This window comes from Streptomyces sp. SID11385 (genome assembly GCF_010548245.1).
Lineage (GTDB): Bacteria > Actinomycetota > Actinomycetes > Streptomycetales > Streptomycetaceae > Streptomyces.
In genome coordinates this window covers 1-3,721 of the sequence record NZ_JAAGLR010000449.1, presented here as the reverse complement: position 1 = coordinate 3,721, position 3,721 = coordinate 1, and the positions used below count along the sequence as shown (strand labels likewise).

Sequence of the window (3,721 nt, the reverse complement as noted above, 5' to 3'; positions counted from 1 at the left end):
CTGACGATCACGGGGCGGCGCGCCGAGGAGGCGGCCCGGCGCGCGGAACCGGCGGCCGAGGGCGGCGAGCCCGCGTGCCTGCTGCCGCTCGTCTGCCCGGAGTGCGGGCGCGTATCGGCGGACGCGCGCCCGGTGTACTGCTCACAATGCGGAGAGCGCTGGCCCACCGACTGAACCGGCCACCGACCGAACCGGCCCGCATCCCGCACGCCCACCGACCGAGAGGCACCCCCCGATGGTCTCCGTACGCCGCGTCGTCCCCGTCCTCACCACCCGCTCCCCCGCCCGCAGCCGCGCCTTCTTCGCCCTGCTCGGCATGGAGCAGGTGATGGACCACGGCTGGATCGCCACCCACGCCTCGCCCGCCACCCCGACCGCCCAGCTCAGCACGACCACGGGCGACGCGACCGGGCCCGTCACGCCCGTCCTGAGCATCGAGGTCGACGACGTGGACGCGGCGTACGAGGCGCTGCGCGCGAGCGGCGCGGAGGTGCTGTTCGCGCCGCGCGACGAGGAGTGGGGCGTCCGCCGCTTCTTCGTCAGGGAGCCGGGGAGCGGGGCGGTGCTCAACGTGCTGGCGCACGGCGGGTGAGGCGGGGCCGGTAGGGTGCGCCGGCATGGCACCGGAACTGCAACGCCCCCCGCACGGAGCGGACGAACGCACCACCCTCACCGGCTGGCTGGACCTGCAACGGAAGATCCTGCGCTGGAAGTGCGCGGGCCTGAGCGACGAGGAAGCGCACCGCTCCGTCATACCGACCTCACCGGCCATGACGATGGCCGGTCTCGTCTCGCACATGCGCTGGACCGAGCACACGTGGCTGGAGGTGGTCTTCCTCGGCGGCGACAAGAAGACGAACCCGACGTTCGTCCCGCCGGGCGGGGGCGCCGACTGGCGCACGGACGGCCGTCCCCTCGCCGAGCTGCTCACGGAGTACGAGGCGCAGTGCGCGCGCAGCGACGAGATCGTGGCGGCGGCCTCCCTGGACGACACCGGACGGCACCCCGACTTCCACGACGGCGGCGCCGACCTGCGCTGGATACTGATCCACCTCGTCGAGGAGACCGCCCGGCACGCGGGCCACGCGGACCTCGTACGGGAACTGCTCGACGGGACGAAGGGCTACTACTAGCGCGGCGACGGGCCCGCGCGGGGCCGGGGCCGTACGGCGGCGGGGCGCGTACGGCGGCGCGGCCCGCGCGGCGACGGGCCCCACCCCCGCCGTTCCCGACCCCGCCTTCCCCGGCCCCCGCGTCCCGCCGCCCCCGCGTCGTAGCCTGGGCCTCATGCCCACCGATCCGGCCGCCCACGACACCCTCGCCCGCCTCCTCGCCACCGCACCCCTCACCGTCCTCACCGGCGCGGGCATCTCCACCGAGTCCGGCATCCCCGACTACCGCGGCCCCGCCGGGAGCCTCAGGCACCACACGCCGATGACCTATGAGGAGTTCACCGGCAGCGAGGAGGGGCGCCGCCGGTACTGGGCGCGCAGTCACGCCGGGTGGCGGCGGATCTGGCGGGCCGCGCCCAACACGGGGCACTACGCGGTCGAGGCGCTGCGCCGCGCCGGGTTCGTCAACGGCGTCATCACGCAGAACGTCGACGGCCTGCACCGCGCCGCCGGTACCCGCGAGGCCGTCGAGCTGCACGGCGGGCTCGACCGGGTGATCTGCCTGGACTGCGGGCGCGTCACCGCGCGCGAGGAGCTGGACGGGCGGCTGCGCGCGCTCAACGGCGACTTCGGCGAGGCGGCGGGCGCGCGGATCAACCCGGACGGGGACGTCGAACTGCCCGCCGAGCTGGTGCGGGACTTCCGCATCGCCCCGTGCGCGGCCTGCGGCGGCGTCCTCAAACCGGATGTCGTCTTCTTCGGCGAGACGGTTCCGAAGCCGCGTGTGCGGCGCTGCTTCGACCTCGTCGACGCCGGGCACGGCGTCCTCGTGCTCGGCTCCTCGCTCACGGTCATGTCGGGCCTCAGGTTCGTACGCCACGCGGCCCGCGCCGGCAAACCGGTCGTGATCATCAACCAGGGCCCCACCCGCGGCGACGACCGCGCGACCCTCCGCCTCGACCTCCCCCTGGGCACCGCACTCCCCGACCTCGCCCACCGGCTCGGCGCACCCCTGCCGACCCCCTGAGACCGCCGCCACCCCGACCCCGCTGACCGCTGACCGCTGACCGCCCCAGGAGGCGCCCGTCATGCCCGCCGCCGCACTCGCCGCGCTCGACGACACCGCCCTCTCCCGCCTCCTCGCCACGAGCACACCCCTCGCCGCCGGGATCGGGGGCCGCACGGCGCGGCTCGACGTCGCGGGCACCCCCGTGTTCGTCAAGCGCGTGCCGCTGACGGCGCGCGAGGCGGAACGGGAGTCGACCGCCGATCCGTACGGGCTGCCGCTCGTGTGCCACTACGGCATGGGCGCGAGCCCGGCAGGCGGCGCGTGGCGCGAGCTGGAGGCGCACCGGACCGCCGAACGCCTGGGCGTGGCACCTGAGTTGTACCACTGGCGGCTCCTGAGCGAGACAGAGCCGATACCGCTGCCCGACGAACTCGCCGACATCGAAGCCGTGTCGCGCAGCTGGGGCCCCGAAGCAGCGCGGCGCGTCGAGGAGTTGAGGGATTCGCCCGCGAGCCTCGTCTTCTTCATGGAGTACGTGCCGCAGACCCTCCACGACTGGCTCGCGCCCCGGGTGCGAGGCGTCGGCGGCGAGCGGGACGTGACACGTGTCGCCCGTCAACTCGACGTCGCCGCACGGAAGATGAGCGCTCACGGGCTCGTGCACTTCGACGGGCACTGGGGCAACGTCCTCACCGACGGCCGCCGCGTCCTCTTCACCGATTTCGGCCTCGCGCTCGCGGACACCTTCGCGCTCACCGCGCGGGAGACCGCGTTCCTCGCCGAGCACCGCGACCACGACCTCGGCTACGCGCGCAGCTTCCTCGTCAACTGGCTGCTCACGCACGCGCACGGCCTGACGAGCGCGGAGCGCCACGCCCACGTCCGCGCGCCCCGCCCCCTCGCCGGGCCCGGCCCCGGCGCCGCCCTCCTCGCGCGCGACGCCCCGCTCACCGCCCTACTGACGCCCTTCCTCGTCGCGGTCGCCCAAGGCGCCAGGGACACTCCCTACCCGGCGGCCGAGGTGGCCCGTACCCTGCGCCCATGAGCGCCGGACCCGTCACCCTCCACCTCAACCACCCCGTGCCGATACCGGTGGGGCACCGCGTCGAGATCGTCGAGTACGCGGACACCCGCCCGGAGAAGAAGCGTGAACGGCACGGCTTCGACGGCGCGGAGCCCTTCCGCCACCCGGTCGTCACGGACCTGGACACCGGCATCCGCTGGATGAACCACGTGCACGCGAGCCCGTACGGCAACGGCGGCAACTCCTTCAAGGCGAACGCGTACCCGCTCGCCCCCCGCACCAACGGCCTGGAGATCGCCCGCGCTTGGCGCGGCAGCGTCACGGCGTGCACGCTCGTCTTCGTGGAGGGGCTGAGCACCCAGCACACGACGCTGGTCGTGGCACCGGAGTAGCCCCAGGCGTCACCCCGCGCCCTGCGCTCCCGTCCGCCCCGCGTCCCTCACGCCCCGTCCGCCGCCCGTTCTCCCCGCGCCGGCCCCGCCGGGCCGCCCCGGACCTGGCGGTGGTCCCCGCGGAAGAAGGCCGCCGTGCGGGCGCGGAAGTCCTCGGCGCGCTCCCGGGCCTCCGCCCGCCGCT

At 75.0% G+C, this 3,721-nt stretch carries 5 protein-coding genes; all 5 read left to right on the top strand.

All coding sequences use genetic code 11. The features are described from left to right. Positions 1-235: 235 nt before the first annotated feature. The gene (locus tag G3I42_RS13720; protein ID WP_164285785.1) at positions 236-592 is read left to right on the top strand and encodes a VOC family protein; all 357 of its coding nucleotides are present in this window, start codon (positions 236-238) and stop codon (positions 590-592) included. Positions 593-617: 25 nt separating this feature from the next. Further along, positions 618-1,133, top strand: coding sequence for a DinB family protein (locus G3I42_RS13715; protein ID WP_164285783.1), 516 nt, complete (start codon positions 618-620; stop codon positions 1,131-1,133). Positions 1,134-1,287: 154 nt separating this feature from the next. After that, complete coding sequence (locus tag G3I42_RS13710; RefSeq protein ID WP_164285781.1) at positions 1,288-2,139, top strand: NAD-dependent protein deacetylase; 852 nt, start codon at positions 1,288-1,290, stop codon at positions 2,137-2,139. A gap of 61 nt (positions 2,140-2,200) precedes the next feature. Beyond that, on the top strand, positions 2,201-3,166 hold the full coding sequence (locus G3I42_RS13705) for a hypothetical protein (RefSeq protein ID WP_164285779.1): 966 nt from the start codon (positions 2,201-2,203) through the stop codon (positions 3,164-3,166). Next, positions 3,163-3,537 carry a hypothetical protein gene (locus tag G3I42_RS13700; protein WP_164285777.1) on the top strand — a complete coding sequence of 125 codons (375 nt, stop codon included), beginning with the start codon at positions 3,163-3,165 and terminating at the stop codon, positions 3,535-3,537. The genes G3I42_RS13705 and G3I42_RS13700 overlap by 4 nt, the downstream gene beginning before the upstream one ends. The last annotated feature ends 184 nt before the right edge of the window (positions 3,538-3,721 follow it).

Coding starts and splice junctions, on each gene's coding strand:
- G3I42_RS13720 (WP_164285785.1), top strand. CDS start 236: ATGGTCTCCGTACGCCGCGTCGTCCCCGTCCTCACCACCCGCTCCCCC.
- G3I42_RS13715 (WP_164285783.1), top strand. CDS start 618: ATGGCACCGGAACTGCAACGCCCCCCGCACGGAGCGGACGAACGCACC.
- G3I42_RS13710 (WP_164285781.1), top strand. CDS start 1,288: ATGCCCACCGATCCGGCCGCCCACGACACCCTCGCCCGCCTCCTCGCC.
- G3I42_RS13705 (WP_164285779.1), top strand. CDS start 2,201: ATGCCCGCCGCCGCACTCGCCGCGCTCGACGACACCGCCCTCTCCCGC.
- G3I42_RS13700 (WP_164285777.1), top strand. CDS start 3,163: ATGAGCGCCGGACCCGTCACCCTCCACCTCAACCACCCCGTGCCGATA.